The organism is Sinomicrobium sp. (assembly GCA_029266035.1).
Lineage (GTDB): Bacteria > Bacteroidota > Bacteroidia > Flavobacteriales > Flavobacteriaceae > Sinomicrobium.
Map to the genome: position 1 here is coordinate 85,227 of JAJUFH010000003.1, position 23,573 is coordinate 108,799.

At 42.7% G+C, this 23,573-nt stretch carries 26 protein-coding genes; 16 read left to right on the top strand and 10 right to left on the bottom strand.

The features are described from left to right. Positions 1-39: 39 nt before the first annotated feature. From ACYZZR_RS03165 to mutY, 8 genes are all read right to left on the bottom strand, one after another. A complete protein-coding gene (locus ACYZZR_RS03165) occupies positions 40-2,505 on the bottom strand; it encodes a TonB-dependent siderophore receptor (RefSeq protein ID WP_461532542.1) in 2,466 nt (821 codons plus the stop codon). Positions 2,506-2,842: 337 nt separating this feature from the next. Next, the gene (gene rpmA / locus ACYZZR_RS03170) at positions 2,843-3,103 is read right to left on the bottom strand and encodes a 50S ribosomal protein L27 (protein ID WP_461532543.1); all 261 of its coding nucleotides are present in this window, start codon (positions 3,101-3,103) and stop codon (positions 2,843-2,845) included. Between the two features lie 74 nt (positions 3,104-3,177). Then, positions 3,178-3,849 (bottom strand): 50S ribosomal protein L21, encoded by a 672-nt coding sequence (rplU, locus tag ACYZZR_RS03175; protein WP_461532544.1) that lies wholly within the window; start codon positions 3,847-3,849, stop codon positions 3,178-3,180. Between the two features lie 93 nt (positions 3,850-3,942). After that, complete coding sequence (locus ACYZZR_RS03180) at positions 3,943-4,419, bottom strand: DUF4199 domain-containing protein (protein ID WP_461532545.1); 477 nt, start codon at positions 4,417-4,419, stop codon at positions 3,943-3,945. A gap of 100 nt (positions 4,420-4,519) precedes the next feature. Next, positions 4,520-5,098, bottom strand: coding sequence for a gliding motility lipoprotein GldD (gldD, locus tag ACYZZR_RS03185; protein WP_461532546.1), 579 nt, complete (start codon positions 5,096-5,098; stop codon positions 4,520-4,522). After that, a complete protein-coding gene (locus ACYZZR_RS03190) occupies positions 5,095-6,447 on the bottom strand; it encodes a gliding motility-associated protein GldE (protein WP_461532547.1) in 1,353 nt (450 codons plus the stop codon). The genes gldD and ACYZZR_RS03190 overlap by 4 nt, the downstream gene beginning before the upstream one ends. Positions 6,448-6,561: 114 nt before the next feature. After that, entirely contained in the window at positions 6,562-6,999 is a 438-nt protein-coding gene (locus ACYZZR_RS03195; RefSeq protein ID WP_461532548.1) for a single-stranded DNA-binding protein, read from the bottom strand. 60 nt (positions 7,000-7,059) lie between these two features. Further along, on the bottom strand, positions 7,060-8,097 hold the full coding sequence (gene mutY / locus ACYZZR_RS03200; protein WP_461532549.1) for an A/G-specific adenine glycosylase: 1,038 nt from the start codon (positions 8,095-8,097) through the stop codon (positions 7,060-7,062). Positions 8,098-8,320: 223 nt separating this feature from the next. On the opposite strand from mutY, the gene ACYZZR_RS03205 reads away from it, so the two are divergent. From ACYZZR_RS03205 to ACYZZR_RS03215, 3 genes are all read left to right on the top strand, one after another. Further along, positions 8,321-8,611 carry an HU family DNA-binding protein gene (locus ACYZZR_RS03205; RefSeq protein ID WP_461532550.1) on the top strand — a complete coding sequence of 97 codons (291 nt, stop codon included), beginning with the start codon at positions 8,321-8,323 and terminating at the stop codon, positions 8,609-8,611. A 329-nt stretch (positions 8,612-8,940) separates the two neighbouring features. Then, positions 8,941-10,485, top strand: coding sequence for an Rne/Rng family ribonuclease (locus ACYZZR_RS03210; RefSeq protein ID WP_461532551.1), 1,545 nt, complete (start codon positions 8,941-8,943; stop codon positions 10,483-10,485). Positions 10,486-10,545: 60 nt separating this feature from the next. Then, positions 10,546-11,037 (top strand): regulatory protein RecX, encoded by a 492-nt coding sequence (locus ACYZZR_RS03215; RefSeq protein WP_461532552.1) that lies wholly within the window; start codon positions 10,546-10,548, stop codon positions 11,035-11,037. A gap of 8 nt (positions 11,038-11,045) precedes the next feature. Here ACYZZR_RS03215 and ACYZZR_RS03220 read toward each other — a convergent pair whose 3' ends face one another. Next, on the bottom strand, positions 11,046-11,912 hold the full coding sequence (locus ACYZZR_RS03220) for a cupin-like domain-containing protein (protein ID WP_461532553.1): 867 nt from the start codon (positions 11,910-11,912) through the stop codon (positions 11,046-11,048). A 114-nt stretch (positions 11,913-12,026) separates the two neighbouring features. Between ACYZZR_RS03220 and ACYZZR_RS03225 the strand changes: the two genes are divergently transcribed. The 7 genes from ACYZZR_RS03225 (at position 12,027) to ACYZZR_RS03255 (ending at position 17,510) form a co-directional block, all read left to right on the top strand. Further along, positions 12,027-12,449, top strand: coding sequence for a SufE family protein (locus ACYZZR_RS03225; RefSeq protein ID WP_461532554.1), 423 nt, complete (start codon positions 12,027-12,029; stop codon positions 12,447-12,449). 34 nt (positions 12,450-12,483) lie between these two features. Beyond that, positions 12,484-12,810, top strand: coding sequence for an SUF system Fe-S cluster assembly protein (locus tag ACYZZR_RS03230; RefSeq protein ID WP_461532555.1), 327 nt, complete (start codon positions 12,484-12,486; stop codon positions 12,808-12,810). Positions 12,811-12,835: 25 nt separating this feature from the next. Beyond that, positions 12,836-13,339, top strand: coding sequence for a DUF2480 family protein (locus tag ACYZZR_RS03235; protein WP_461532556.1), 504 nt, complete (start codon positions 12,836-12,838; stop codon positions 13,337-13,339). 103 nt (positions 13,340-13,442) lie between these two features. Further along, positions 13,443-14,357 carry a DUF3078 domain-containing protein gene (locus tag ACYZZR_RS03240; RefSeq protein ID WP_461532557.1) on the top strand — a complete coding sequence of 305 codons (915 nt, stop codon included), beginning with the start codon at positions 13,443-13,445 and terminating at the stop codon, positions 14,355-14,357. Between the two features lie 235 nt (positions 14,358-14,592). Beyond that, on the top strand, positions 14,593-15,144 hold the full coding sequence (locus tag ACYZZR_RS03245) for a CopD family protein (RefSeq protein ID WP_461532558.1): 552 nt from the start codon (positions 14,593-14,595) through the stop codon (positions 15,142-15,144). A 144-nt stretch (positions 15,145-15,288) separates the two neighbouring features. Beyond that, positions 15,289-16,719, top strand: a complete 1,431-nt coding sequence (locus ACYZZR_RS03250; RefSeq protein ID WP_461532637.1) for a sensor histidine kinase — start codon at positions 15,289-15,291, stop codon at positions 16,717-16,719. Positions 16,720-16,724: 5 nt separating this feature from the next. Then, positions 16,725-17,510, top strand: a complete 786-nt coding sequence (locus ACYZZR_RS03255) for an enoyl-CoA hydratase/isomerase family protein (RefSeq protein ID WP_461532559.1) — start codon at positions 16,725-16,727, stop codon at positions 17,508-17,510. A 5-nt stretch (positions 17,511-17,515) separates the two neighbouring features. Here ACYZZR_RS03255 and ACYZZR_RS03260 read toward each other — a convergent pair whose 3' ends face one another. Continuing rightward, positions 17,516-18,106, bottom strand: coding sequence for a riboflavin synthase (locus ACYZZR_RS03260; RefSeq protein ID WP_461532560.1), 591 nt, complete (start codon positions 18,104-18,106; stop codon positions 17,516-17,518). Positions 18,107-18,290: 184 nt separating this feature from the next. Here ACYZZR_RS03260 and pdxA point away from each other — a divergent pair, with 184 nt between their 5' ends. From pdxA to accC, 6 genes are all read left to right on the top strand, one after another. Then, entirely contained in the window at positions 18,291-19,361 is a 1,071-nt protein-coding gene (gene pdxA / locus ACYZZR_RS03265; RefSeq protein ID WP_461532561.1) for a 4-hydroxythreonine-4-phosphate dehydrogenase PdxA, read from the top strand. Between the two features lie 159 nt (positions 19,362-19,520). Further along, on the top strand, positions 19,521-20,057 hold the full coding sequence (locus ACYZZR_RS03270) for a YceD family protein (RefSeq protein ID WP_461532562.1): 537 nt from the start codon (positions 19,521-19,523) through the stop codon (positions 20,055-20,057). A 29-nt stretch (positions 20,058-20,086) separates the two neighbouring features. Continuing rightward, positions 20,087-20,284, top strand: coding sequence for a 50S ribosomal protein L32 (gene rpmF, locus ACYZZR_RS03275; protein WP_461532563.1), 198 nt, complete (start codon positions 20,087-20,089; stop codon positions 20,282-20,284). Between the two features lie 336 nt (positions 20,285-20,620). Next, positions 20,621-21,616, top strand: a complete 996-nt coding sequence (locus ACYZZR_RS03280; protein WP_461532564.1) for a beta-ketoacyl-ACP synthase III — start codon at positions 20,621-20,623, stop codon at positions 21,614-21,616. Between the two features lie 65 nt (positions 21,617-21,681). Then, entirely contained in the window at positions 21,682-22,173 is a 492-nt protein-coding gene (gene accB, locus ACYZZR_RS03285) for an acetyl-CoA carboxylase biotin carboxyl carrier protein (RefSeq protein WP_461532565.1), read from the top strand. Positions 22,174-22,193: 20 nt separating this feature from the next. Next, the gene (gene accC / locus ACYZZR_RS03290; RefSeq protein ID WP_461532566.1) at positions 22,194-23,546 is read left to right on the top strand and encodes an acetyl-CoA carboxylase biotin carboxylase subunit; all 1,353 of its coding nucleotides are present in this window, start codon (positions 22,194-22,196) and stop codon (positions 23,544-23,546) included. Positions 23,547-23,573: the final 27 nt, after the last annotated feature.

The window sequence follows — 23,573 nt, forward strand, 5'->3', positions numbered from 1 at the left end:
ATACGACAGGGGGTTCCAAAATTTTAATTGCTGCCTCGTTTAGAAATTATACGAGAAACTGGCTACCAGGTTTCTGGTCAGTTGAGGGTTTATAGTAGACCATCCGGTATAGTACTCTTCGTCGGTAATATTGTTGAGTTTTAGAGTAATTCTAAAATCTTCTGTACCGTAAAATGCAGAGGCGTTGAGTATGGTGTACTCGGGTAGGGTAAAGGTTCCCACATTATTGCGGTCCATGATCATATTTTCACCTGAATAGTTTCCGCCGAAACCTATACCGAAGCCTTTCAGCTTTCCTGTGCTGAACTGATATCCTGCCCAGAAGTTGGCAGTGTTTACCGGCCCTGCACTTTCGGGTCTTCTACCTATCAAATCGGCGGTTCCCTCTTCGAGTTTGCTGTCTAAGTAGCTATAGCCTGCAATGAGGTTTAGTCCTTTCACCGGGTTGGCATTGATAAGAGCTTCAAATCCTTTGTTGTGTTGCTCTCCGTTTTTAGAATAGTAGTAATCTGTCGGGTTTTCCGCTGTGGGGTCGTCTACGCGAAGCAGCATATCGGCAACCTTGATGTCGAAATAGCTCAGCGTAGCGGTGAGTTTGTTGTTGAATAAATTGAGTTTTGTTCCGAATTCAAACTGAGTGGCGTGTTCAGGATCAAAAGATCGTATAACAGTTTCAGAATTTCTGACTTCCTGCGTCGGTGCTATGTTTGTAAAGCCGTCCATATAGTTGGCAAAGATAGAAACGCGGTCGAGTACAGGTTGATACACTATTCCGAATTTAGGTGATAGGGCAGTTTGGTTGAACGAATCATTCCAAAACCGGTCTAAGCGAAGACTAGCCATAGCTGAGAGTTGAGGAAGAATATTGATTACGTCTGAGGCGTAAACGCTAAATACTTCCTGAGTAGCTTTCGACGGATTTATATTCCCATCTACAAGTAGGGCATCGGTGCCGGCCGCAGTGAGTATCCCGCTGTCGTCTACGTATTCCGCAGGATTTGTTATACCGAGCATGTCTTGGTTGAAGGTTTCCATATCTGTCCCTCCTATATACACCAGTCCGTTGAGAACATAAGGGCTGTTGTTGGAAGTGACCGAGGTTTTCAGGTAGTCGATACCTACTACCAATCTGTTGCGTACAGATCCTATTTTGAAATCTCCAATGAAATTCTGTTGTATATCTGTTCCTATGGTTTCAGAATTCTGATCGGAGATTAACCTGCTAAATACCATCCCGTCGTTAAGACTAACACCTGCAGTTGTTTCTGCAGTTGTAGTACTTTCATTCAGATAGGAGTAATATCCTTCAGATCTTGCCGAAGAATTGGAGAGTACAGTTTGTGAGGTCCACGCTTTACTCAGCTTGTAATTCATCTGTGCCTGAATGCTGTATGAGGGGTTGTCCATATACAAGTCGTTGCTGGTGTAAGATCGCTTGTGGTCGTATCCCAGCTCGTCTAGATTGTGCGCCCCTATGGGGTTAACCCTATCTAGGAATAGCATGGTCTGATTGGTGCTCCGTCCGTTAAAGATCTCGGCGTTGACTAAGAAGGAGAGCCTGTCATTGACTTCGTATGAGAGTGAAGGAGCAAAGAAGAACGACCTTCTAAATCCGGCATCTTGATAGCTGTTTTGGGTGAGGTAGGCTCCGTTTATTCGCAGGTTGATATTCTTTTCTGCGCTCAGGGGAGTATTTACATCGACGGCAATCCGGTTGAGTCCGTAACTTCCAGCAGTGTATGATACATTGCCTTTAAAAATATTAAAAGGCTTTTTGGTCACGATATTGATGAGTCCGCCATACGAGATCAGGCTACTTCCGTAAAGTGTTCCTGAAGGGCCTTTAATCACCTCTATTCTGTCGATATTGGCCAGGTCGGGGCTTCCGTTGGTCAATGAGGGGAAGCCATTTACCATAGTTGGTTGGACGGCAAAACCTCTAACTGAAAAATATCCGGCACCATCGCTAGCTCTTCCGGTGGGTTCCCACAGTTTGGTGACTCCCGGCGCATTGCGGATCGCATCGTTAAAATCGGTAATCACCTGGTCCTCGAGAAGTTGGCTGCCTATGCTGTTGAAAACCTGCGGGTTCTCAATGTCTTTCAGAGGTAATTTGGAGACGTAAACACTTTCTTTTTGAGCGTATTTATTAACCTTACTGCCTTCCACAACTACTTCCTGAAGCTGTTCTTGATGCTCTGAAAGTGTGATGTTGGATACTGTGGTAACTTCTCCGGCCTTTACTGTGACGCGAACTTGCTGAGAGCTATATCCCACTGAAGATGCTTTTAAGGTGTATGTCCCCGGTGCAATATTCTGAATTTCATAATTTCCGGAGCTATCTGTAAGCGTCCCTTTTGAGTTGCCGTTTTGCCCGAGAGTAATGGTTACGTATTCTATGGGCGTATGTTTTGTAGAGATTACGGTTCCTCTGACAATACCGTTCTGTGCTGCGACACTAATCGTGATAAGCACAAAAGTTAAAAGAGCGAATAGTCTTTTCATATTTTTTATTTAGAATAAATTCAAACAGCGCAAAAGTATTTAATCCGGGCATAATGACAAAGTGTTTTGCCGTCTTTTTTAAGGAGAAGAAGGGTGTTTACAGATATCTTTTGGAAAGTGATTTTTAGAAGAAGTCTTTTTTAAATAACAAGGAGCTGTCTGTGAAGTTTTACAGCTTTGTTGTCGGTGAACACGCTACCAGACGCAGAATTTATACGCTTGAAGAATTCAAGATGTACTAATTGGTATTAAAGTTGATCGAAAAATAAAAAAACCTTTGTCCTAAAAACAATCAGGACAAAGGTTTTTTAGTTCTCAATGTTGTGGGTAAGCGATTTTACGCTTCAAACGGAACTACAGAAACATAAGATTTGTTGTTCCTTTTCTTTTCAAACTTCACAACGCCGTCAACTTTTGCATGAAGGGTATGATCTTTACCCATATACACGTTTTCACCCGGGTTGTGAGCTGTGCCTCGCTGACGTACAATGATATTTCCGGCAATGGCAGCTTGCCCTCCGTATATCTTAACACCAAGACGTTTAGATTCTGATTCCCTACCGTTCTTGGAACTACCTACACCTTTCTTGTGAGCCATTTTGTTCGGTTTTTATGCCCTGTTTGCCCAAGGGTAAACAGAGAAGGGTTATACTTTAATTATTGTTAACGGGTTTATTTTTCAATACCCCCGTCCAGTTTTTCTTGTAATTCTTTCAACTCGTCCCATTTTTCATCTGCAGCAAGCTGAGCTTGTTGTGGCCAAGTATCTGGAACTTTGTTTGCGTAATTCGGACCTGCTTCAGTCAAGATTTCCTTGAGTTTTTCTACAGGGGTAGCCGCGAGATCTGCAAAGGTTGCGATACCGTTGTTGCTGAACAATTCAGCAATTTTAGGTCCGATACCTTCAATTTTTTTCAAATCGTCCCCTTTTTTTGCAGCCTTTTTTGCAGGAGCTTTTTTGGTAGCGGTTTTAGCCGTGTCCTCTTTTTTTGCAGGCTTCTCAGCTTTGGCTTTAGATTGTTTTTTCGCTCCGGAGGCAAGGATGTCTTCAACTACGATTTCGGTGAGGAATTGTCTGTGACCGTTTTTTACGCGGTATCCTTTACGTCTTTTCTTTTTGAAAACAATAACCTTGTCACCTTTGAGGTGCTTTACGACTTTAGCTTCTACAGAAGCACCGTCTATAGCCGGGGCGCCTACGGTAACGTCACCTCCATTGTCTACCAGAAGAACATTGTCGAAAGAAACTTTCGCACCTTCGTCTTCTGCCAGGCGGTGAACAAATACCTTCTGGTCTTTCGCAACTTTAAATTGCTGCCCTGCTATCTCTACAATTGCATACATAGCGTTCTTGAATTAAGAATTATTTTTACATAAGCCCTGCCCGTGGCAAAGGCGGGTGCAAATATACTCCTAAATACTTAATAGGCAAATAGCTTAGGCTAATTTTTTAAGCTTTTTGGTGGTTTTTAAAGTGAGGTTCCAACTAGGCTTGAATTTCTGCATAAAGGTAAGCGTGAGTATAGCTGAAGAGGCAAAGCCTTCTATTCCCAAAATGAACAGTAGAATACCAGGGTTTTGATGGTATCCCTTTATCCAGGCATTCATAATGTTCTCCGGGAAACTAGGGTCTATGTGAAACATATAAATTCCCATAAAACCGACAAAGAGAACAGTGGTGATAAATCCTGTAGACAGTCCGGTTAAGGCTCCCGAGAAATAGTCGAAATTTTTGCCTTGTACCAGTCTCTTATAACGGATGGAAGCGTAAATACCATAGGCCACAATACAACCGTTGAACAGCCGTAGCCAGATGTTTTCGTGTAGGTTGAACAGCCTCACAATCAAAAAATAGGCAATGAGTACAAGGGCTGTGACAATGCCGTATCTGAGTTGAATGAACTTTGCTCCCATGATTACAAAGGATTGATTATACGGCAATTAAGATACGACAAAAAAATGTAAATGTCAAGTTTTAAGTTGCTTAATTATCTTGTATGGTTTGGATGAAACCTTACTTCCACTTCAAACTTTCCATAAGCATCCTGATATCCTTGCCGATGTATTTTGCAGCGGGAAGGATGGAGTCGTAATTGGGTTTGGAGTAGAAATACAAGGAACCTGTGAGAAAGTGTGAAGTGCTGTCGGTAAGGTAAAATTGTATCTGTGAAGCGGCATTTCCGGAAACCTCATACAGTCGTCCGTACACTTTGTTTTCCTCATTTTCAAATTGTCCTCCTACGCCTATCTCATCCGCTTTTACCACATGGTCGAAGGTCAGCTTTTCGGCGTCTGTCATCAGTTCTTTGAGGTTGTTTTTTACGGGCAAATAGGTGAGAAAGATCGTCGCTTTCATTTCTGGATACCTTATGTCGAATTCGCAGTTTTCCTTGTCAGTGATTTGGGAGAGACTGTTTTTTTTAAATTGGAACGGGCAGTGTAGGGGTGAGACAGCCTCATAAGAAGCCTTGGGGTATTCCAGGCGAAGTACGGCTTTGGGTTTGGGTATGGGATCGCGACCACAGGATGCTATAAACAGGAATAATAGAATACCAAGTGGAGCAAGTACAATGTGTTGTCGACTCGTTTTCATGGCTTAATTTTTTCTGTCTCCTGTTTTTTTTCTATGGTTACTTTTATTTGCTTGATGCGCTTTTCGTCTATTGCCTCTATGACAAACGTATAGTGATGGAAATTTATTTTCTCTTTGATTCGGGGAAATTTACCCGCAATCTCGAGAACAAAACCAGCTATAGTCTCCGATTCGCCCTTTTGTTCCTCAAAAAGCGTTTCGTCTTCTTCCAAGTGAAGTACGCGATAAAAATCTTTTAGGTTTGTTTTGCCTTCAAAGACGTAATTGTACTCGTCTAGTTTGGAAAAAATAAGATCTTCGTCGTCAAACTCATCGCTGATGTCTCCTACGATTTCTTCTATGATATCCTCTAGAGTAACGACTCCTGATGTACCTCCGTATTCGTCTACTACTATGGCCAAGTGCATTTTCATGTCTTGAAACTCTTTGAGTAGATCGTCGAGTTTTTTGTTTTCAGGAACAAAGTAGGCCTCCCTTTTAAGCCGAGTCCAAGCAAAGTTTTTTTTGTCGATATGTGGCAGCAGATCTTTTACGTATAGCACTCCAGTAATATTGTCCATATTGTCTTTGTATACCGGCACCCTTGAATAGCCATTTTTTACAATTTCACGAATAATTTCCTGAAATTTAAGCTCTTCACTCAGAGCAAAGACATCGATACGAGGGCGCATCACCTGCTTGGTGTCGGTGTTGCCGAACGACACTATACCTTGTAGTATTTTCTGCTCTTCCCGAGTGGTGTCCGATTCAGAGGTTAGCTCTAGTGCGTGAGATAGCTGATCTACGGATAGATGAGACTTTTGTCGCCCGAGTTTGTGCTGAAAGAAATCGGTAGAAGCCTTCATCGGGATGCTAAAAGGGAGGAGTATTTTATCTAACAAGCTGAGCGGATAAGCCATAAAGTAAACAAATTTTACTCGGTTACGACTGGCGTAGATCTTCGGGAGGATTTCTCCAAAAAGCAGGATAAGACCAGTAGCGATCACGACTTCCATTATAAAGCGAAGCTCTACAACGCCAAAAATAAGATATTCCATACCTCCGAAAAGGACTTGTCCGAGTGAACTGAACAACAATACGATTGCGATATTTATAAAGTTATTGGAAACCAATATGGTAGCCAGTAGCCTTTTGGGTCTTTGCAGCAGTTGTACTATGAGTTTTCCCTTCTTGCTTTTTGAGGAAATAGCTTCGTTGATATCGGTTTGGGTGAGAGAAAAGAAAGCCACTTCCGATCCGGAGACCAGAGCAGAGCAATACAGTAAAATAACAAGGATAATAAACTTAAAAATAGTGACGCCTTCTGTGCTTGACAGTAAGGCTATAATACTCGAGGGTTCAGGGTCCAATCGCTGTTAATTTGGTTAAACTTAAATCGACTACCTCGAAAAAATCTCTCGAGGTACTCAAACAAAATACACTCCAACCTGTTTTTGGTTAGTAACTGAATTAATCCTCGGGGATTAAAACGGTAAATCGTCGTCCTCTCCACTGTCTTGCGGTGGTTCCGGACGGGTTGCTGTGGCAGTGTTTGCCGAAGAAGGTTGGTCGTCTCCGCTCTCTTTTTTAGTAGAGAGAAAGGTGAAATCGGTGACTTGTATTTCCGTAGCATAACGGGTGTTGCCGTCTTCTCCCTGCCATTGTCTTGTTTTTATTCTTCCTTCCACATAGATTTTGTCTCCTTTACTAAGGTATTTTTCACATACTTCGGCAGCCTTGTTGCGCACCACAATATTGTGCCATTCGGTGTTGGTGACGCGCTCTCCGGTTTGCCTGTTCACATAAGATTCGTTGGTGGCCAAAGGAAAACGTCCTATCGAATTGCCTCCTTCAAAATAATGCATTTTCACATCATCTCCCAAATGCCCGATCAGCATTACTTTGTTCAGTGTTCCATTCATAATATGTGGTAATTCTGATTACTCAAATATACTAAAAAAAGCGGGATTACCCGCAGTAAATTAAAATTCGTATTCACGTACAAAGTTAGCGATTAAAACGGGTACCGGATAGGTGTCGACTTCAGATTTTCTGACAGTGTTGTGTACAGGAGCTTCGGTCCGTACAATCCAAAAAGAGGTGTGAATGTGCTGGTGCGACAGTTTGTGTACGATACTGTCTTTGCTATACCGCTCCAATTTGAATGGGTTTTGACCTACTATCTTCAATAGTTCTTCGCGTTTTTCAATCTCATTTTTGTCCAAAGAGCGATCGGCTTCAATAAGTGGGAATTCGTAGAGGTGTTGCCAGATGTCTTTTTTCTTTCGCTGTCGTAGTACGGTGTGTTTGCCGTGTTCTATCACGAGATAGTGAAAATATCGATGTTTTATATTGTTCTTCCTGATCTTTACGGGTAGTTGCTGTATTTTGTCGTCTTTTAAAGCCAAACATCCGTCATTTAACGGGCACTGGGAGCATTTTGGTGCTCGCGGACTGCACTGTATGGCTCCAAACTCCATAATGGCCTGATTAAAGGTGGCGGGATCTTTTCGGTCTATGAGTTCACTGGCGAGTTCCTTAAAATACTTTATGCCCTCGGAAGAGTTGATTGGAATATCGATTCCAAAGTATCTCGAAAGTACCCTGTATACATTGCCGTCTACCACGGCTGTAGCTTCGTTAAAGGAAATAGAAGCAATAGCACTTGCGGTATAGTCGCCCACTCCTTTGAGTTTTAATAGTTCTTTGTAAGAGGAGGGAAATTTTCCTCCGAGTTCTTCGGCTATATGTCGCGCAGTGTGATGGAGGTTTCTGGCTCTAGAGTAGTATCCGAGGCCTTGCCACAACTTGAGCACTTCTTCTTCGGGCGCAGCTGCGAGGTCGAAAACAGTAGGATAAGCGGTTGTAAACTTGAGGTAATAGGGGAGCCCCTGCTCCACTCGGGTTTGTTGCAACATGATTTCCGACAGCCAGATGTGATAGGGGTCTGTGGTTTGCCGCCAGGGTAACTCTCTTCGATGTACTCGATACCAGCTTGTTATTGTCTTTGAAAAACTCATGTTATTAAATATGGTTCAAAAGTATAAAGATTATACTGTTTCCACACAGTCGAATTGTGATTGGAGGTTTTGATCGAGAAGAAATAAGGTCATTAGCTTTTACTCATTGTGTCTAAACATTTTTAAGACTGTTGAATTTTAATTATTTAGGGTTTAAAAAATGAGTAATTAATTTATATATTTGCAGCCCCTTAGTATTACAGTTAATAAAACAAATATAAAAATGACGAAAGCAGACATCGTAGCCAAGATTTCAGAAAAACTTGGTATGGAAAAAGGAGATGTGCAGGCCACAGTAGAATCTTTTATGGATGAGGTGAAAAATTCACTGGAAAGTGGAGACAATGTGTATCTGAGAGGTTTTGGGAGTTTTATCATTAAAACCCGTGCGGAAAAAACAGGTAGAAATATTTCAAAGAATACAACCATCAAGATTCCTGCCCATAATATTCCCGCATTCAAACCTGCAAAAGTTTTTGTTGAAGGTGTAAAATCGAATGTGAAAGTAAAATAAAATATTAACTTAATTTTTATAGACTATGCCGAGTGGTAAGAAAAGAAAAAGACATAAGGTAGCGACGCATAAACGCAAAAAAAGAGCGAGAGCTAACCGACATAAAAAGAAAAAATAATACAGAGACGCACCGAGAGGTGTGTCTCGCCGTTTTTCGTTTTACAAAACACAAAAACGTTCATTGAAAATGAAACTTTTCCTTTGTTTGGAAGGGTTTCTCCGGGTTTATTATCCCGCCAGAAGCGGGAGACCTGTGAAGATTATTGTTTAATCCTTTCGTCTGCCAATGCCTTTTTAGGTAGTAGTGGGCGGATATAAAATCATTCAGAGTGAATAAGGAACTTATTGTACGGTCTGGTTCCTCTGACGTTGATTTTGCCTTGTTAAAGGATGGAAGATTAATCGAATTGCATAAAGAGGCAGACAGCAGTGATTTTGCCGTTGGCGATATAATGCTGGCAAAAATTCGCAAGTCTGTTTCCGGCTTGAATGCTGCCTTTGTAAATGTAGGGTACGAGAAAGATGCTTTTTTGCACTATCACGATCTCGGTCCTAAATTACCCTCTTTATTGAAATTCATCAAACGTGTAAGCACAGGTAAATTAAAAGACTTTTCTTTAAAAGACTTCCCATTTGAAGAAGATATAGACAAAGATGGCAGTATATCGAATGTACTGAAAGCCAATCAGTCTATATTGGTACAAATTGTAAAAGAACCTATTTCTACCAAAGGTCCGAGAATTAGTTCAGAGCTTTCTATCGCAGGGAGATATCTGGTACTTGTTCCGTTTTCCGATCGCATCTCAATTTCACAGAAAATAGAGAGTAAGGAAGAAAAGGATCGATTGAAAAGGTTGGTTCAAAGCATCAAGCCCAAAGGATTTGGTGTTATAGTGCGTACCGTAGCAGAAGGCAAAAAAGTCGCAGAACTGGACAAAGATTTACACAACCTGTACAGCAGGTGGATAAGCATGTGTAAAAAAATCTACAAAGCCGGTCATCCGTCTAAGGTTTTGAGTGAAATGAATCGGGCAGCATCTATTTTGAGAGATGTTTTTAACGACGAGTTTACAGGAATCAGCGTAGACGATGAAACGCTTTATTATCAGATTAAAGATTATGTGCACGAAATTGCACCTGAGAAAGAATCTATCGTTAAATTGTACGAATCCCGTGTTCCTATATTTGAGAAATACGGAGTAGAAAGACAAATAAAAACTTCTTTCGGAAAAACGGTGTCCATGAGCAAAGGTGCTTATTTGGTGATAGAACACACCGAAGCGCTACACGTGATAGACGTAAACAGCGGGAACCGTTCGAACAAAGCCAAGTCCCAGGAAGATACCGCTTTGGAGGTGAATCTCATAGCGGCTTCCGAAATAGCGAGACAACTTAGATTGCGCGATATGGGAGGTATTATAGTCATAGACTTTATAGATATGACCAGGCAGGAAAATCGAAAGCAACTCTACGATCATCTCCGGGAAGAGATGAAAGAAGACAGAGCAAAACACAAGATACTCCCGCCGAGTAAATTTGGTCTCATACAGATTACCAGACAGAGAGTGAGACCTGAAACGAATATCAAGACAAGAGAAGACAATCCCAACGGAGAGGGAGAAGTTGAGGCTCCGATAGTTGTTATTGACAAAATCTCTTCAGATCTTGAGCGAATTATTCAGAATAAAAGTTACAAAAACGGAATTGTACTCAACACTCACCCGTTTATTGCAGCTTATTTAACCAAAGGATTTCCATCCGTTCGTTCCAAGTGGTTCTTGGAACACAAAAAATGGGTAAAAATTTTACCAAGAGATGCTTACACGTACCTCGAATACCGATTTAAAGATAAAAAGGGAACAATTTTATCATAGTTTAAAACCACGCTTTTGGCGTGGTTTTTTTGTTTGGTACAGCCCTTGTATTTTTGTCAAATGAACAGAAAAACCTATACTGTAGACGAGGCCAAGCGAAAGCTGGAACACTTTTGTGCCTACCAGGAGCGCTGCCATAAAGAGGTTGCCGAAAAACTCAGAGCCATGGGGATGATACCTATCGCTGTAGATGCTGTGGTGGTTCACCTCATAGAAAACGGTTTTCTCAATGAAGAGCGCTTCGCCCGCAGTTTTGCTCGAGGTAAATTTAGAGTAAAAAAATGGGGGAAGCAGCGTATTGTTAGGGAGTTGAAAATGCGCGATATAGCACAGTCTAATATAAAACTTGCCCTAAGAGAAATAGAGGGAGAAAATTACCTCGATACTTTCCACGAATTGGCCGATAAAAAATGGTCTCAACTGAGGAGTTCTACCCCTGGAAATACCGCAAAGGAAATAGACCGTTGCAGGAAAAAATTAGCCGACTATCTGTTGTATAGAGGATGGGAGAGTCAGCTCGTATACGACAAACTACACGAGCTGTCCCGATAAAGTCCGTCTTATAGCGCTATACCCAGTTCCTTGTGTGTGCGCACTACAGCTTGCTCATTTTTATAGTCTATCCACGCCTGTCCTTTTCGCTTGCGCATAAAATTGTCGTAATGGCGCATAACCAGCACATTGTATGCCGCTTTTGCGAGGTTTTTGGGCTTTCGCGGAAAGGAGCGAAGACTCATAGAAAACCCAGGAGTCAGGTATTTCATATAATGCCAATAACCTTCGGGCATATAAAGCATCTGACCGTGCTCGAGATTGGTGATATATCCCTTGGCCATCTTCAGAGCCGGCCATTTCTCGTAGTCGGGTTGGTCAAAATCGATATCTTCTCTCGAAATAAGCGAGTGTGGTATCTTGTACATGTATTTAGTTTGATCGGGAGGAAGGATGATACATTGCTTTCGCCCGTGAAAATGGAAGTGGAGTATGTTGGAATAATCGATGTCGAAATGCATGAATACCTTGCTGTTCTCTCCTCCGAAAAACAGCATGGGAAGCTGTTTCACCAAGTTTAAACCGATGTCTGGCCATTGAAAATCCTGTTGCAGAGAGGGTACTTCTTTCATCAGATTGTAGAGAAATATCCTGTAGTTGGTAGGCTCCGACTCCAAGAGTTTGATGTAGTCGTGCATCTTCATTTTGGCATGAGGCTCGTTAAAACCGTCTTCGTGAGTTACCGGTCTGTCGTCGTACAGCGGTACCGTACGATCGCCCGCAATGCGATCTATATACTCCAGATGCCATTTGTCATAAGCCCCCCAATCCTTGGTGAGCTCTTCTATAACAACCGGTTTTTGGGGCTTTACATACCGGGAAACAAAATCCTCCTTGGAAATGGTTTTAACACGAGGGATTTCCTGTAACTGCATAGTAAGATATATTGGAATTGAAACGCGCAAAGTTAAGAAATTGTTTCAGAATCGTTTACTGGAAACTGTTGAAAGACAAAGATAGTTGTCGTACTTTTGCATAAAAAGAACGAGATGACCATAGGAGATATACAGCAAGAGATAGTAGCTGAGTTTTCCATGTTTGACGACTGGATGCAGCGATATGAATACATGATAGAGCTCGGAAAGTCTCTTCCGCTTATCGAAGAAAAATACAAGACCGACGACAACCTCATCAAAGGATGCCAGAGCAAGGTATGGGTTCACGCAGAACTCAAGGCCGATAAACTGTGTTTTACAGCCGATAGCGACGCCATAATCACCAAGGGGATTATCGCTATCCTTATCCGTGTTTTTTCAGAACAGCCCCCTCGAGATATTATTGATGCAGACACAGCGTTTATAGATGAGATAGGACTCAAAGAGCACTTGTCTCCTACCCGGGCAAACGGACTTGTAAGTATGGTAAAACAGCTTAAAATGTATGCTATTGCATATCAGACTCAGTTGGATTAATGATGAATAGGATAATATTTAAATAGAGAATGTCATGGAAGAAACAACAATAAATACAGCAGATCTCGGCGAAAAAATTGTCAGAGTGTTGAAAACCATTTACGATCCGGAAATTCCCGTCGATATATACGAGCTAGGACTCATATACGATGTGTTTGTCAACGAAGAACAGGATGTCAAAATACTGATGACCCTCACTACGCCCAATTGCCCGGTAGCCGAAACCCTTCCTGTGGAAGTCGAGGAAAAAATAAAATCTATCGACGGACTGAACGACGTTGAAGTTGAGATTACCTTCGATCCTCCTTGGAGCCAGGAGCTTATGAGTGAAGAAGCTAAGTTGGAATTGGGACTGTTGTAAAATCGAGTTGTCGAGACAAAAAGATATGGCAGAAGAAATAGTCAATCGCATAGCACAGAGCAAATTGAAAACGGTAGACCCCGGAGATTACTATCCTTCGGGGAAGCGTATACAGCTCGACATCAGCCAGTGGCTTTACGAAGGTGTTATTCTCAGAGAAAAGGACTTCAGAACGGCGCTTAAAGAACACGATTGGAGCAGCTATGAAGACACATTTGTGGCCCTTTCCTGTACTACCGATGCCATTATCCCCGGCTGGGCGTTTATGTTGGTAGCAACTTACCTAGGTCCGATATGTCGTAAAGTAGTTGTCGGCGATATGGAATTGCTGGAAACTGAGATATACCGCGATGTTTTGCAGGGGGTAAATTTTGAAGACTACCGAGATCTTCCCGTTATTGTCAAGGGCTGTGCAGACAAACCCATTCCTCAAAATGCCTATATTATGTTGGTTTCGGAGCTTCAGAAGGTGGCAAAAAGTGTAATGTACGGAGAGGCTTGCTCCTCCGTTCCGTTGTTTAAGCGATAAAATCGTACACTTTATAGAACGGTCACTCTAAAAAACTTCTTATTTTTGTATGAGCAACAAGGCTGGACTAGGTTTGCCGGCTCAAAAAATCAAAACTAATAACATGAAAAAAATTGTATTAGCGCTTACTCTTATTCTAGGGGTTGCAATGGCAAATGCACAAGTATTAAGTGAAGACCAATTTAAACAGGAAAAAGACACGACGCGCCCAGAAGGATGGGTCAAATCGGGAACTATTACTTTCCTGATCAATCAGTCGGCCTTCTCCAACTGGCTGGCAGGTGGAGAAAATAACATTGCCGGAAATATCGGGTTGAATTACGATTTTAACTACGCCAAAGGAGATTGGACTTGGGATAACAAAATCATAGCGAGCTATGGTCTGACCAAAATCAAAGATCAGAATACCCGTAAAACCGACGACCGACTGGAGTTGAATTCACTGGTAGGTAAGTTGGCAGGAGGAAAATGGAGCTATTCGTTCTTTGCGAACTTCAGAACACAGTTTACCGACGGTTTTGATTATCCTAACGACGAAGATGAAGACTATCCTACTTCAGGATTCTTTAAACCGGCATACCTTACCTTTGGTCCGGGTATGTTGTGGAAAAAGAACGACAATTTGAAATTCAACCTGGCGCCGTTAACATCAAAAATGACCTTCCTCAGCGGAGAGGTGTATACCTACGACGGTACGAATTTTGTGTCCAGTGACGATGTGGAGACTTTTGGTATAGATCCGGGCGAGAATATGCGTTATGAGTTGGGATTCTACGCAGCGGGATATTACAAGTTTGACCTCATGCCCAATGTGTCTGCAGAGAATATACTGAGCTTGTATTCCAACTATCTCGAAGATCCGCAGAATGTGGATTTGGATTACACCTTGAACCTCGTGATGAAAATCAACGACTATCTGTCTACAAACCTCACTTTCCAAACCATATACGACGACAACGCTTATAAAGGCTTCCAGGTGAGAGAAGTTTTCGGACTAGGCGTAAACTTCGGATTCTAATTCTAAACCAAATAGAAAACAAGTATAAAAATCCGCCGGAGCACATGAGTTCCGGCGGATTTTTTTCTTTCCGGCAGCTGTAGGGACGCTCGGTTTGGGGATTAAAATTACACTTCGTATTTCAAGACAGTACAAAGATGATCTCCAAGGAGCCCTGCAAAGGTCAAGATATGCTAGCTAAAATATTTTAAACCGATAATATTGTCTAAATTTATCGAGTGAAACAAAGAGAGTAATGACCGACTATTACAATTATATCAAGGCACTTCACCTCATATTTGTCATTACCTGGTTTGCCGGTTTGTTCTATATGCCCCGGCTCTTTGTATACCAGGTGGAGGCATCGAGAAAACCGTCTCCCGAAAAAGAGATTCTCGGAAAGCAGCTCAAGCTTATGGCAAAGCGTTTGTGGTTTATTATTACCTGGCCTTCTGCCGTGCTTGCAGTGATATTCGCCGTATGGCTACTTATCCTTTATCCCTACTGGTTAAAAATGGGATGGATGCATATAAAGTTGCTGTTTGTGGTATTGCTAGTGTTGTACCATATCAAGACACATCAAATATTCCGACAGCTTCAACGCGATGAGGTGCGCTACTCATCCGGTTTTATGAGAATATGGAATGAGGGGGCAACGATATTGCTCTTTGCCATAGTGTTTCTGGTTATACTCAAAAACAGTATCAACTGGGTTTTTGGGGTGCTCGGTATTATAGCACTAGGTATATTGCTCATGCTTGGTATACGATTTTACAAACGCATACGCGAAAAAAATCCGGAAGCCTGATGATGTGGCGTGAAAATTGTAAAGAGGCAGAGTGTAAGTTCGTTGTTTGTAGCTTATAGTTTGTGGTTTTGCCGCAGCTGCAAATCAAAAATACAGTAAAGGGTGTATAAACAATTATCATTAAGACTGCGTATTTTTGTCACCATGATCGTGTTGGTGCTCGTGGCCTTTGTGTTGATTGCCGGAGTTACCATATTGCAGTTCAAGCAGCAATCCGAAGAATACCATAAAGAGAGGCTAGATCGCAAGGAAGACCAGGTGATGGCCAGTATCAATTACACTTTCGAAACGACTACCTGGCCGCCAACTTCTGAAAATCTCAAATACATCTTCCGGGACGAGATTTACCGCATATCCGATGTGCAGAATGTCTCTTTTAATATCTACGATCTTGAGGGGAATCTAGTGGCTAGCTCCAAGCCGTATACAGACGAAGATTCTACAGTGTTTCACCTGAGCGACACTATACTTAACCGTATCGCTATGAGTCCTTACAAGCGATATATTGAGAAGCATCTCGCTGCAGGAGATCGCTATCGCGCCTCTTATTCGTATATTACCGATCTTCGGTTTAAACCTGTCGGAATACTGAACATCCCCTACTTCGAAGACGATTCTTTTAACAACAAGGAGCTCCGCTCGTTTTTATTTCGCTTGGGGGGAGTGTATGTACTCATTCTGATCATTGCCGTTTTCTTGGCCTATTTTATTTCCAAATACATTACTCGATCGCTGAAAACTATCAGTGATAAGCTCAAGGAAACTCGGTTTAGTTCGGAAGTTGTAAACAAAAAGATAGCGTTGAAATACGCAGGCGAGGAGATCTTTAATCTGGTCAATGCCTACAACAATATGGTCGATGCGCTCGAAGATAGTGCAGTTCGCCTCGCGCGAAGTGAACGAGAACAGGCCTGGCGTGAAATGGCTCGACAGGTGGCTCATGAAATTAAGAATCCCCTGACTCCTATGCGGCTGAGCGTACAGAATTTTCAGCGGAAATTCGACCCTTCCGATCCCGGAATAGAAAAAAAACTAGACGAATTTTCGAAGACCCTTATCCAGCAGATTGACACCATGAGTAGCATTGCTTCGGCTTTTTCCAATTTTGCCAGTATGCCGGCACAGCAGAACGAAACACTGAATGTAGTGGAGGTAGTGCATCTGGCTCTCGATATTTTTACCGAAGATTATATTGCCTATATTACCCATGAAGACGAGATTATAGCCTGTTTCGACCGAGCTCAACTAATACGGGTCATTACCAACTTGGTTAAGAATGCCATACAGTCAATACCCGAAGACCGAGAGCCCAAGGTGGTTGTTTCGGTGTTTTCTGAAGGAGATCAGGTGAAAATAACGGTTGCCGACAACGGAATAGGAATAGCCGAAGGAAACCGGGAGAAGGTTTTTGAGCCTAGGTTTACCACAAAAAATAGCGGTATGGGACTCGGACTTGGAATGGTGAAGAACATAGTGGAAAATTATAAAGGAAGTATTAACTTTACCTCAGAAGTAGGTAAGGGAACTGTCTTTGTCATGGTTTTTCCTAAAGGACAGGAGAAAGAAGAAAAATAGAGCTTATGGAAGAATACGAAAATATTTATGTCGAGGAAGATGCCAGAGTTGCTTTTATTACGATAGACCGGCCTGAAAAACTGAACGCCTTGAACAGGGCTACCATAGCTGAATTGCACGAGGCTTTTGAAGATTGTGACCAGGATCCTGATATCAGAGCCATCGTCATTACCGGTAGTGGAGAAAAAGCCTTTGTAGCCGGAGCTGATATTTCGGAATTCTCAGATTTTTCTGTAAGAGAAGGCAGCGCACTTGCAGCCAAAGGACAGTCTCTCCTTTTCGATTATGTAGAGCAATTGTCTACTCCTGTTATCGCAGCCATAAACGGATTTGCTCTAGGAGGAGGTCTTGAACTGGCCATGGCCTGTCATTTGAGGGTAGCTTCTTCCAATGCAAAAATGGGACTTCCGGAAGTATCTCTTGGAGTAATCCCGGGATACGGAGGAACGCAACGTCTGCCTCAGTTGGTGGGTAAGGGCAAGGCCTTGGAAATGATAGTGACCGCAGGAATGATAGATGCCGAAGAAGCCAAGTCGTGGGGGTTGGTAAACCACGTGGTGGCTCCAGACGAACTTTCTGCATTTTGTGAAAGCTTGGCGCAGAAGATCAGCAAAAACTCTCCTGTGGCCATCGCAGCAGCAATACGTGCCGTAAACTCAGGGTTTAAGTACGATGAAGATGGTTTTAAAACCGAAATAGAGATTTTTGGCAAATGCTTTGGTACCGAAGATTTTAAGGAGGGAACAACAGCATTCCTCAAAAAAAGGAAGGCGGAGTTTCCCGGTAAATAAGCTTCTTATCCTCTCAACTCCATTAAACGCGCAACGTATTTGCCTACTACGTCAAACTCTAGGTTTACCACAGATCCTTTGGTGTAGTTGCGGAAGTTGGTGTGCTCTAAAGTATACGGAATAATTGCTACGCTAAAAAAGTCTTTGCCTGAGTCGACCACAGTAAGGCTGGTACCATCTATGGTAATAGAGCCTTTTTCGATGGTGATATTGCTGGAGGAGGCGTCGTAACCAAATGTAAACACCGTGCTTCCATTTGCACTCTCAATGCTTTTACACACCGCTGTCTGATCTACGTGACCCTGAACAATATGGCCGTCTAGGCGATCGCCAAGTTTCATAGCTCGCTCTAGATTCACTTCATCGCCCACCGCGATTTGCCCCAGGTTAGAACGCTCCAGGGTTTCTCTGATGGCTGTAACGGTGTATTGATTGCCCTCAATGGCAATAACGGTAAGACACACCCCGTTGTGCGACACGCTTTGATCTATGCGTAGCTCTTCGGTAAAGCTGCAGCTCATGGTGATGTGAAGATTGTCGCCTTCGCGAACAGTCTCTTTTACCGTTCCTAGTGTCTCTATAATTCCGGTGAACATGGTCTCGTGTTTTTGGATTGCCTCTTTAGGGTGTAAAAATAGGGAATATTAATGTGATCGCGAAGGTAGTTTTTTGATTATCGGTGTAAAACTCATCGCCCAAAATATGACCTTTCCCACCTTGGTGCAGTTGATTTATCGGTTTCAAATACGTATCTTTCGCACCGAAATCAAACCGCTATTGATGAATACAACAGAACATATAAAAGTAGGAATTTCCATAGGGGATGTGAATGGCATAGGAGGGGAAATCATCCTGAAGACTTTTGAAGATTCCAGAATGTTGGAATTCTGTACTCCTGTAATCTTTGCGGGGAACAAGGTTATTGCTTTTCAGAAAAAGCATTTCAATATCAATGTAAATTACAACGGGATACAGCAGGCTTCTCAGGCGGTTGAGGGCAAAATCAATATTGTCAATATCTCTCGTAACACCCCCAAAATCGAATTTGGAAAGGAGACTGAAGAAGCCGGTGCATACGCGGTATTGTCATTGAAATCGGCCGTAGAAGCCCTTAAAGCTGGTGAAATCGATGTTTTGGTTACCGCTCCTGTAAATAAAAGCAATATTCAGTCGGATGAATTCCGCTTTCCAGGACATACCGATTATCTGGCTCAGGCGCTCGAAGGTGAAGCCCTTATGTTTATGGTGACCGACGAACTTAAAGTGGGTCTACTCACCGACCATATAGCGATTAGCGAGGTGAGTCGACATATCACCCCAGAGCTGGTAAAAAAGAAAGTACAGAAAATACACGATTCGCTACTTCGCGATTTCAGAGTGCGAAAACCCAAAATAGCCCTGCTCGGTATCAATCCGCATAGCGGAGATAACGGTGTGATAGGAAAAGAAGACGATCGGGTACTTCGACCGGTTATTGCCGAGCTCTTTGAAAAAGGAATTATGGTGTTCGGACCCTATTCGGCAGACAGCTTTTTCGGTTCTGAAAGTCACAAGGGGTTTGATGCTGTTCTTGCCGCTTATCACGATCAAGGGTTGGTGCCATTCAAGACCTTGTCTTTTGGGCGCGGGGTAAATTATACCGCCGGCTTAGAAAAAGTTCGCACATCGCCAGATCACGGTACAGCATACGGCATAGCCGGAAAGGGAGAGGCAGATTTCCGTTCGTTTAAGGAAGCGGTCTTTACTGCCATTCGGATATACAAGAATCGCCAGGAATACGCCGAAATCACGGCAAATCCGCTCAAGAATCTGGCCAGAGAAATGGGAGTTGACAAAAGGAGGCGCGGCTGATTTGTACAAGCGTGGATAAAGGAATGTATCTGTGAATTTTGGAGCGATTAAAAAAAAAACAATACTAAGTTGGTCATTAATAAAAATTTATATCTTTGCACACCCGTTCTAATACCGTAAAGAGGACGGTTTGTGGAGCAGAGGAAACTGTAGTGTAAGATGAAGAAGTTCAGGGATTTTGAGATTCCCTTTTCAGGGCTTAAGCTGGGGAAGCACAGGTTCACCTATCACATAGACAACCGCTTTTTTGAGGATTTCGACTATACCGAATTTAACGGAGCCTCTCTTGAGATTGGAGTAGTACTCGACAAGAAGAGCACTATGTTGGAATTGGATTTTGAAGTGAGTGGAACGGTCAATGTGTATTGTGATCTTTCTGGGGAAGCTTTCGATCAACCTATCGATGGAAATTTGGCATTGGTTGTGAAATTTGGAGAGGAGTACAACGATGAAAATGAGGATATTCTCATACTTCCTCACGGAGAGCACCAGATCAATGTAGCACAGTACATATACGAGATGGCGGTACTTGCGGTACCGGCCAAAAAGGTACACCCTGGGGTGGAAGACGGAAGTTTGGACTCCGAAATTGTGAGAAAACTTTCTGAATTTCAACCCGGAGTCTCGAAAAAAGAAGATAAAAAAGAAACAGATCCGAGGTGGGATTCACTAAAGAAATTGTTGACTGATAATTAAGAGAAGCAAAAATTTAAATACAGACAAAAATGGCACATCCTAAAAGAAGACAGTCCAGTACGAGAAGAGATAAAAGAAGAACGCACTATAAGGCGACTGCTCCTCAAATTGCCGTAGATTCTACTACAGGAGAGGCTCACCTGTACCACAGGGCGCACTGGCATGAAGGAAAACTGTACTACAGAGGTAAGGTGTTAATAGACAATAACACTGAAGAAGTGGCTTAAGCAGCCCGGCAGTAAAACCTAAAACTCTCACGGTGTGAGAGTTTTTTTTATGAAGAAATATTTTTCTAAATAGTAAAAACCAACTATTTTGCACCGAAATTCAGAGAAAATTAATAATTTCACATACAAGAGCTCTCGATGACCGGCAATGTGTTCCGGGCAAGGGTGCTTTGTTTGCATTGGAATTGTTGTGATTATTGTTTGACGGTGTGTGGGAGAGAGGTTGTGTACGGTTGTGAATTCCGGGCTCAGAAGTAAAAAAGATTCCGAGCTGTACACTGCCAAAGACGTTAATTTTTCTTCGATTTCGTGTTTTGAATAAAACGGAATTTGATTATGGGTGAAAAAACGGCAGCTATTACCGCTGTAGGAGCATACGTACCGGATTTTGTGCTGACCAATAAGATATTGGAAGGTATGGTAGAGACCAATGACGAGTGGATCACTACAAGAACAGGAATCAAGGAACGGCGAATTCTCAAGGATGATACCAAGGGTACATCCTATCTAGCCATAGAGGCAGCAAAGGACCTTTTGAAAAAGTCGCAGGTAGACCCTGCAGAAATAGATCTTTTAATACTCGCTACAGCTACACCAGATCTCTTGGTGGCCTCTACCGGAGCTTATGTAGCTACAGAGATAGGAGCTGTGAACGCCTTTTCATACGATTTGCAAGCTGCTTGTTCTAGTTTTTTGTACGGGATGTCGACGGCAGCCAGTTATATAGAATCTGGGAGATATAAAAAAGTATTGCTGATAGGAGCAGATAAAATGTCTTCTATTATCGATTATACCGACCGGACTACCTGTATTATTTTTGGAGACGGAGCCGGAGCGGTTCTGTTTGAACCCAATGATGAAGGGTTGGGGCTTCAGGATGAATACCTCAGATCTGACGGTACCGGAAGAGCTTTCTTGAATATGGAAGCCGGAGGGTCACTGTTACCCGCTACAGAAGAGACGGTAAAAAACAAAAAGCACTTCGTACATCAAGACGGAAGAACAGTATTTAAGTTTGCCGTGTCTAATATGGCTGATGTTGCGGAAAAAATAATAGAGAAAAACAAGCTGGGGCATGACGATGTGACATGGTTGGTGCCACACCAAGCCAATAAGAGGATTATTGATGCCACAGCAGCTAGAGTAGGGCTGCAGGAAGAAAAGGTGATGGTAAACATACAGAAGTACGGGAATACTACTTCGGCCACCCTTCCACTACTGTTAAACGATTACGAAAAGCAACTTAAAAAGGGAGATAACCTTATATTTGCTGCCTTTGGAGGTGGTTTTACTTGGGGTTCTATTTATTTGAAATGGGCTTATAACCCCTGAGGATAAGATATTTGCCCCGTTTTGGGAGATGCAAAAAAAACCTAAAAATAAACAAAACGACTAACATGGATTTAAAAGAAATTCAAAATCTGATTAAATTTGTTGCTAAATCCGGTGCCAGTGAAGTAAAGCTGGAGATGGATGATGTAAAGATTACGATCAGAACAGGTACCGAAGGACACACTGCAGAGACGACCTATATTCAGCAAGTGCCTGTAGCACCTGCAGTGGCACCGCAACAGGTACAACAAGTAGCTCCGGAAGCTGCGGCTCCTGCCGCTCCTACTACAGAGACATCCCCATCCGAAAACGATAAATATATCACCATAAAATCTCCTATTATCGGAACCTTCTATAGGAAACCTTCACCCGATAAGGCTCCTTTCGTAGAAGTGGGAAGTACGATAAAACAAGGTGATGTACTTTGCGTTATAGAGGCGATGAAATTGTTTAATGAGATCGAGTCGGAAGTATCCGGTAAAATCGTCAAGGTGCTAGTAGACGATTCGTCTCCCGTAGAATTCGACCAACCTCTTTTCCTGGTTGATCCATCATAAGAAATTTTAAATTTCAACAGATGTTTAAAAAAATACTGATAGCAAACCGGGGAGAGATTGCGCTTAGAATCATTCGTACCTGCCGGGAAATGGGCATCAAAACCGTAGCGGTATATTCTACGGCTGATGCAGATAGCCTCCACGTCCGTTTTGCCGATGAAGCGGTCTGTATAGGGCCTCCCCCGAGCAATATGTCCTATCTCAAGATGTCTAATATCATCGCAGCGGCCGAAATTACCAATGCAGATGCTATACATCCGGGATACGGATTTCTTTCCGAAAATGCCAAGTTTTCTAGAATATGTGCTGAGCACGATATCAAATTTATAGGGGCTTCTTCCGAGATGATTGAGAAAATGGGAGATAAGGCTTCTGCTAAGGCTACCATGAAAGAAGCCGGCGTTCCTACAGTTCCAGGTTCAGACGGACTGCTGGAATCTTACGAACAAGCGGCAAAACTGGCTGAGGAAATGGGATATCCAGTGATGCTCAAAGCTACTGCTGGTGGTGGAGGAAAGGGAATGCGTGCCGTGTGGAAGAAGGAAGATTTGAAAAAAGCCCTGGAAAGTGCACAGCAGGAAGCCGCCGCAGCTTTTGGAAACGACGGAATGTATATGGAAAAGCTCATAGAAGAGCCGAGACATATAGAGATACAAATCGTAGGTGATGCCTACGGAAAAGCTTGCCACCTTTCGGAAAGAGATTGCTCCGTACAGCGGCGACACCAAAAACTTACGGAAGAAACACCTTCTCCCTTTATGACCGACGAGCTCAGGGATAAAATGGGGAAAGCTGCAGTAAAGGCTGCAGAATATATCAAATACGAAGGAGCGGGTACCGTAGAATTCCTAGTAGATAAACACAGGAACTTCTATTTTATGGAAATGAATACCCGTATACAGGTAGAGCATCCCATTACCGAACAGGTAATTGATTACGACCTGATTCGCGAACAGATACTCGTAGCCGCCGGAGTGCCGATATCAGGACGTAATTACACGCCCAAACTGCATTCCATAGAGTGCCGTATCAATGCCGAAGATCCGTACAACGACTTCAGGCCATCTCCAGGGCGCATCACTACACTACACGCACCGGGAGGTCACGGGGTACGTTTGGACACTCACGTGTACAGCGGTTATGTGATTCCGCCCAATTACGATTCTATGATTGCCAAACTTATCACTACTGCACAGACGCGCGATGAGGCGATTAACAAGATGAAGCGAGCTCTCGACGAATTCGTTATTGAAGGGATTAAAACGACCATCCCCTTTCACAGGCAGTTGATGGACAATCCCGATTATATCGCAGGAAATTACACTACTAAGTTTATGGAAGACTTCGTAATGGAGCCTGAAGTAGAAGAGTAAAAGCAAATAGTATTATTGTTAAAAAAA

Coding starts and splice junctions, on each gene's coding strand:
- ACYZZR_RS03165 (WP_461532542.1), bottom strand. CDS start 2,505: ATGAAAAGACTATTCGCTCTTTTAACTTTTGTGCTTATCACGATTAGT.
- rpmA (WP_461532543.1), bottom strand. CDS start 3,103: ATGGCTCACAAGAAAGGTGTAGGTAGTTCCAAGAACGGTAGGGAATCA.
- rplU (WP_461532544.1), bottom strand. CDS start 3,849: ATGTATGCAATTGTAGAGATAGCAGGGCAGCAATTTAAAGTTGCGAAA.
- ACYZZR_RS03180 (WP_461532545.1), bottom strand. CDS start 4,419: ATGGGAGCAAAGTTCATTCAACTCAGATACGGCATTGTCACAGCCCTT.
- gldD (WP_461532546.1), bottom strand. CDS start 5,098: ATGAAAACGAGTCGACAACACATTGTACTTGCTCCACTTGGTATTCTA.
- ACYZZR_RS03195 (WP_461532548.1), bottom strand. CDS start 6,999: ATGAATGGAACACTGAACAAAGTAATGCTGATCGGGCATTTGGGAGAT.
- mutY (WP_461532549.1), bottom strand. CDS start 8,097: ATGAGTTTTTCAAAGACAATAACAAGCTGGTATCGAGTACATCGAAGA.
- ACYZZR_RS03205 (WP_461532550.1), top strand. CDS start 8,321: ATGACGAAAGCAGACATCGTAGCCAAGATTTCAGAAAAACTTGGTATG.
- ACYZZR_RS03215 (WP_461532552.1), top strand. CDS start 10,546: ATGAACAGAAAAACCTATACTGTAGACGAGGCCAAGCGAAAGCTGGAA.
- ACYZZR_RS03220 (WP_461532553.1), bottom strand. CDS start 11,912: ATGCAGTTACAGGAAATCCCTCGTGTTAAAACCATTTCCAAGGAGGAT.
- ACYZZR_RS03225 (WP_461532554.1), top strand. CDS start 12,027: ATGACCATAGGAGATATACAGCAAGAGATAGTAGCTGAGTTTTCCATG.
- ACYZZR_RS03230 (WP_461532555.1), top strand. CDS start 12,484: ATGGAAGAAACAACAATAAATACAGCAGATCTCGGCGAAAAAATTGTC.
- ACYZZR_RS03235 (WP_461532556.1), top strand. CDS start 12,836: ATGGCAGAAGAAATAGTCAATCGCATAGCACAGAGCAAATTGAAAACG.
- ACYZZR_RS03240 (WP_461532557.1), top strand. CDS start 13,443: ATGAAAAAAATTGTATTAGCGCTTACTCTTATTCTAGGGGTTGCAATG.
- ACYZZR_RS03245 (WP_461532558.1), top strand. CDS start 14,593: ATGACCGACTATTACAATTATATCAAGGCACTTCACCTCATATTTGTC.
- ACYZZR_RS03250 (WP_461532637.1), top strand. CDS start 15,289: ATGATCGTGTTGGTGCTCGTGGCCTTTGTGTTGATTGCCGGAGTTACC.
- ACYZZR_RS03255 (WP_461532559.1), top strand. CDS start 16,725: ATGGAAGAATACGAAAATATTTATGTCGAGGAAGATGCCAGAGTTGCT.
- ACYZZR_RS03260 (WP_461532560.1), bottom strand. CDS start 18,106: ATGTTCACCGGAATTATAGAGACACTAGGAACGGTAAAAGAGACTGTT.
- pdxA (WP_461532561.1), top strand. CDS start 18,291: ATGAATACAACAGAACATATAAAAGTAGGAATTTCCATAGGGGATGTG.
- ACYZZR_RS03270 (WP_461532562.1), top strand. CDS start 19,521: ATGAAGAAGTTCAGGGATTTTGAGATTCCCTTTTCAGGGCTTAAGCTG.
- rpmF (WP_461532563.1), top strand. CDS start 20,087: ATGGCACATCCTAAAAGAAGACAGTCCAGTACGAGAAGAGATAAAAGA.
- ACYZZR_RS03280 (WP_461532564.1), top strand. CDS start 20,621: ATGGGTGAAAAAACGGCAGCTATTACCGCTGTAGGAGCATACGTACCG.
- accB (WP_461532565.1), top strand. CDS start 21,682: ATGGATTTAAAAGAAATTCAAAATCTGATTAAATTTGTTGCTAAATCC.
- accC (WP_461532566.1), top strand. CDS start 22,194: ATGTTTAAAAAAATACTGATAGCAAACCGGGGAGAGATTGCGCTTAGA.